At 36.7% G+C, this 4,839-nt stretch carries 8 protein-coding genes and 1 other RNA gene; 1 reads left to right on the plus strand and 8 read right to left on the minus strand.

All coding sequences use genetic code 11. The features are described from left to right. Nucleotides 1–48 precede the first annotated feature (48 nt). The gene (locus tag AC1DND_RS19585) at nt 49–927 is read left to right on the plus strand and encodes a polyphosphate kinase 2 family protein (RefSeq protein WP_477584175.1); all 879 of its coding nucleotides are present in this window, start codon (nt 49–51) and stop codon (nt 925–927) included. Here AC1DND_RS19585 and rnpB read toward each other — a convergent pair. The 8 genes from rnpB to AC1DND_RS19625 all read right to left on the minus strand — a co-directional run. After that, nucleotides 927–1,309, minus strand: an RNA gene (rnpB, locus tag AC1DND_RS19590) — RNase P RNA component class A. The two genes, AC1DND_RS19585 and rnpB, sit on opposite strands and share 1 nt — an antisense overlap. Nucleotides 1,310–1,357: 48 nt before the next feature. After that, nucleotides 1,358–1,816 carry a PIN domain-containing protein gene (locus tag AC1DND_RS19595; RefSeq protein WP_477584177.1) on the minus strand — a complete coding sequence of 153 codons (459 nt, stop codon included), beginning with the start codon at nt 1,814–1,816 and terminating at the stop codon, nt 1,358–1,360. Further along, complete coding sequence (locus tag AC1DND_RS19600) at nt 1,800–2,027, minus strand: UPF0175 family protein (RefSeq protein WP_477584179.1); 228 nt, start codon at nt 2,025–2,027, stop codon at nt 1,800–1,802. Before AC1DND_RS19600 ends, AC1DND_RS19595 begins: the two co-directional genes overlap by 17 nt. 23 nt (nt 2,028–2,050) lie before the next feature. Next, nucleotides 2,051–2,473, minus strand: a complete 423-nt coding sequence (locus AC1DND_RS19605) for a c-type cytochrome (protein ID WP_477584181.1) — start codon at nt 2,471–2,473, stop codon at nt 2,051–2,053. 169 nt (nt 2,474–2,642) lie between these two features. Continuing rightward, nucleotides 2,643–3,293, minus strand: a complete 651-nt coding sequence (locus AC1DND_RS19610) for an SCO family protein (RefSeq protein WP_477584183.1) — start codon at nt 3,291–3,293, stop codon at nt 2,643–2,645. A 156-nt stretch (nt 3,294–3,449) separates the two neighbouring features. Further along, the gene (locus AC1DND_RS19615) at nt 3,450–3,710 is read right to left on the minus strand and encodes a YHS domain-containing protein (protein ID WP_477584185.1); all 261 of its coding nucleotides are present in this window, start codon (nt 3,708–3,710) and stop codon (nt 3,450–3,452) included. 109 nt (nt 3,711–3,819) lie between these two features. Further along, nucleotides 3,820–4,251: a hypothetical protein gene (locus tag AC1DND_RS19620; protein ID WP_477584186.1), complete on the minus strand. Its 432-nt coding sequence runs from the start codon at nt 4,249–4,251 to the stop codon at nt 3,820–3,822. 10 nt (nt 4,252–4,261) lie between these two features. Further along, nucleotides 4,262–4,839, minus strand: a 578-nt coding sequence (locus AC1DND_RS19625; protein ID WP_477584189.1) for a transporter family protein, incomplete at its 5' end; no start/stop codon positions are given.

The raw sequence follows: 4,839 nt of genomic DNA on the forward strand, positions 1-4,839 counted from the left end.
ATATTTAAATTATTGATGAATCGATTTATCTAAAACAAATACATGATTATGAAAAACGAATTTAAAGGATTAATTGTACAAGGCAATAAGAAATTTTCTTTAAAAAATCACAAAACAGATTATACTGGCGGTTATAATAAAGAAAAAGCTAAAGATGCATTGGTGAATTCGAAAATAGAACTCAATCATTTACAGGAGAAATTATATGCATCTGGAAAACATTCCGTTCTGATTATTTTTCAGGCAATGGATGCTGCAGGGAAAGACAGTGCAATCGAACATGTAATGAGTGGACTAAATCCACAGGGATGCCAGGTTTATACTTTTAAAGTGCCAACGTCAGAAGAATATGAACATGATTTTTTGTGGAGACATTATAAAGCTTTGCCAGAACGTGGCAGGATAGGTATTCATAACCGTTCGCATTATGAAAACGTTTTGGTTTGTAAGGTGCATCCCGAATATGTTTTAAGCGAAAATATCCCAGGGCTTAATGATGTAAAAAAGATCAATAAAAGCTTTTGGCAACAGCGCTATAAGAGTATCAGAAATTTTGAAGAACATTTAACGGCCAATGGAACGGTAATTTTGAAGTTTTTTTTAAATGTGAGCAGAGATGAACAAAAACAACGCTTTTTAGAACGTATTGATGATCCTACTAAAAACTGGAAATTCTCTTCGGGCGATATTAAAGAAAGGGCTTTATGGGATAAGTATATGGAAGCTTACCAGGACGCGATTAACGAAACAAGCACAGTAGAATCGCCTTGGCACATCATACCTGCCGATAAAAAATGGTTTGCCCGATTGGCAATAAGTGAAATTATTGAAGATAAATTAAAAAATCTGGATCTGAAGTTTCCTGTTTTGGGCGAAGCAGAAGTGGCCAAACTCGACGAAACAAAAAGTATTTTATTAAGTGAATAAAAAAATGCAGGTCTATAAGCCGGGTTCTGTTTCCTGATTGCTCAGGATTTCTATCATTTATCCACTATAAACGTTGCCGTTTATCTCTAACGACCTACCCACTAACATCGGACGGGCAGCCCTACATACGTTAGCCTATTTGGTCTTTCAACTCTCGGGGTTTACAAACCACTACAGTCGCCTGTAATGCTCGTGCGCTCTTACCGCACGTTTTCACCCTTATCCCGACGTAAAGTCAGGACGGTATATTTTCTGTTGCACTAATCCGTAATTCAGGTTTTCATTCCTGAACCCCTTTCCGTTAGAAAGCGAGATGCCCTGCGTTGCCCGGACTTTCCTCTCTCTCGATTTTACCCGAGACAGCGATAGAATAACCTGCATTTTGCGTAAAGATGGGGTTTTTATCCATATTATCACAATCGTGATAATACTATTCATTTGCGAGTGCATATATTTCATCTAGCACCTTTTTAGAAAATCTAAAATTTGTTTCTTGTATTTTCTGAATAATAGGTTTTATTGAAGGGATAATACCGACATTTTTTGCTTTTAAAATTATGCCCAATGTGCCCGTGAAAAGGAGATTTAGTCTTCTAGCCAGTTTCCTGCCTTTGTTATCGTCTAAAATAAGAAGCGAACTTTCTGATTCTAGTGCTAAAGTAATAGCACTTGCTTCGCCAGCATCAATATCTAATGAGTTTTGAAAAGTAATATTTTTAGGCGTTCTAATTTGGATCCAAGGAGGTAAAGGTGAACCAAATTCTGAAGCAATAGTATCTGTTGTGATAATTTCTGAAAAAAGTAATTTCAAAAGGCCCAGCTCCCCAATTTTTTCTAATAGAATGAAGCAACTGGTATCAGCGATTACTATTTCATATTTTTTCTGCATCACTTAACATTTCTGAAACGGGATAGTTAAGTATTGAAACGCCATAATCAGAAAGTAATTCTGCAAAAGTATGTTTTGATAAACCAACCATAGCTGCTGCTTGGCCTAATGATAGTTTTCCAGATTCGTACAACTTTGCAGCGATAAAGCGCACCGTATCGTGCTCATGTTCGCCTAAGCTATCTGGAACTTGTAGAGTTATCGTTGTCATACCTTAAATATACAAAATATTATTTATTTACAATTCTGCAAATCCTTTGAGACCTGCGAATAGGGTACAAATCCCTGCTTATTGCCAAACGAATTGGTGATATAAACCATTACCTGTGCTACGTCAATATCAGCCAGTTCAGGGAAAGCGGGCATTTTTTCTTTGTATTCTTTTCCATGGACGATCAAAGATTCGTTTGCCCCGTTTTTGATAAAACAAGCTAAGCGGTTTTTGTTTGTTTTTAAAAATACCGAATCAGTTAATGGAGGTGCGAGCTCACCCAATCCTTCGCCATTTTCGCCATGACAATTCTGGCACTTGGCTTTATAAATATCTTTTCCGTTCGACATGTAATTCTGCAGATCGATTGTTTCCTGGTTTTGGCAAGATAAGATGATGCCTATAATGAAAAGGAAAAAGATTGAATTGATAATGTACTTGCGCATTGATGTTTTGTTAATATTAACCACAGATAACTAAAGATAAACACAGATTTAGTTATTATCTGTGTTTATCCTGTATATCTGTGGTAAAAACTAGTTTGGTTATAGAGCAAATCATTGGAGATAAATTCTTTTTATTCCGTGTAGATCCGTGTCTCCGTGGCTAATAATTTTACTTTTTGTACTCAGCCAATAAAACCGGGATATCCTTTTTTAATTGTTCTACCTGCTCTTCTTTAGTGCCATCATAAGCRCCGCGGATCCGTCTGTCTTTATCGATTAAAACCAGATATCCTTGATGGATATACCCATCTTTAGCAGTACTATCTTCGCCAACAGCCACTAAATAGTTCTTTTCTGCCAGTGTATATACGCTGTCTTTACTTCCATAAAGAAACTGCCATTTTGGTCCGTCTACACCTAATTTTTGAGCGTATTTTTTCAGAACGTGTGGTCTGTCATATTTAAAATCGATGGTGTGCGATACAAACATCACATCCGGATTAGTTTTAAATTCATTGTAAACCGACATTAAGTTGCGGTGCATGGTAGGGCAGATGGTGGTACAAGAAGTAAAGAAAAAATCAGCAATGTAGATTTTACCATCTGTTGCCTTGTTCGTTGTTACTATGCTATCCTGGTTTAAGAAAGACCAATTTGGAATAGTTTGGTAAACGGTATCAATTTTCTCTATTCCAGCTGCATCTCTAACGGTTTCGGCATGACGTTCGCCATAAAAGGGAAGTTTTCTATCTTGTTTACAAGCGGTAAATATGGAAACAACTAGCAGACAGGTTGCAATGTAAGCAGTAATTTTATTCATGATTTTATGTTAAAAGTGTAAATATACGAGGTATTCTGTCTAGAACGTTAATTGTTTGGAAAAGTCCGGGGCCAGATGTCCGAAAGTTCGAAGTTTGGGCGTTTAAAACGATTTTGGCTCCATATCTTCCAACTCTGGTCTTTGGACTTCCGATTATTACTTTTTAATGTATTTCGTCGGCTCCGCTACAAATTTCTGTTTACAGCTCTCCGAACAGAAACTATAGCTAACCTTATTATAAACCGTAGTTTTAGCTGCCTGGGCTTTTACTTTCATTTTACAAACCGGATCTACCGTTGCTTTCTTTGCAGAATCGATACGGCTTGTTTTTGATCCGTTGATTACCAGTGTCGCATTTGATTTTAATGATAGAGTTGTTAATCCAATTAGGATTATTGCGAAATTTAATTTTTTCATTTTGAATTGTTTTAAAGTCCAGGGCCGGATGTTCGAAGACCGAGGTTTAGATACTTAAATTGTTAAGATCTATATCTTCGGCCTTCTGACATCTGACTTCCCGACTGTTTTATTTAACTTGATATACGTTTATCAACGAATCTGATTCTCTGGTAACCTTGATGTAACTATCTTCAACGGCCCTTATTTTCACCATTTCGGATTTATAATAATCAAGATCTTCCTGTTCGGTTTTTCCTTTAAAATCGTCTTTGAAGAAGTGCATCCAATCCATCATTTTTTCATCGGCTGCATTTAACCGTATAATTAAATCGTTTATTTTTTGTTTTTGTAGTACCGAATCCTGAGCAAGTTTAATCTGATCTGAAACCAAGAGTTTGTCTAATTTCATTTTGTTCTTTACTACTTTTTCCCCATCAATCATTAATTTATCGTGGATGTTAAGTACTTCCTGGCGTATCGCTTTCGAATCAGGTTCCGTTTTACAGGAAAAAAGCAAAGTAGTTACTAGGTACAATACCGTAAGATTTAATCTGTTCATATGCTGTGATTTAAAAATTATAAGTAATTCCAACATAAACCTTTCCTGCACTCATTGGGTGATCGGTTTCAGCTTCCCAGATATTCTTTTGAATACCTGCATTTAGCGCCACATTCTTATAAAAAACATCTATACCTGCGCCGCCCATCAGATTATTCATGACGTGTTCTCCTGTTTTTTGGCCCTGGTATTTTTCTCCGCCAGAATATTCATAAAAAAACTGCGCTGATGGCATAACCTGAATATCTTTGCCAACTCTTTGGGTATAAAAAATATTTAAGAAACTGGTCGTGCTGTTAGCAATACTTTCATCGCGGCTGTTGGTTCCATTAACCTTGTATGAGGTATTTAGGCTCGCCCCAAATTTTCCTAAGCCTACCATGTAGTTTAGGTATACAAAACCATCGGTACTTCCTGTCCCAGCTTGCATCAGCGAAGAATAACGGATACCCGCCGCATTTTTGAAATCGTTTTTACCTGTTGGCAATTTTATACCAGCTCCGGCAATCAATTGTTGTTTGAAATTATCTTCTAGTTTTTGCACGAGATGGTAACCTGCATACAAATTAATATCGCCCAGGCTAGAAA

The sequence above is a fragment of the Pedobacter sp. 01N416 genome (assembly GCF_056399685.1).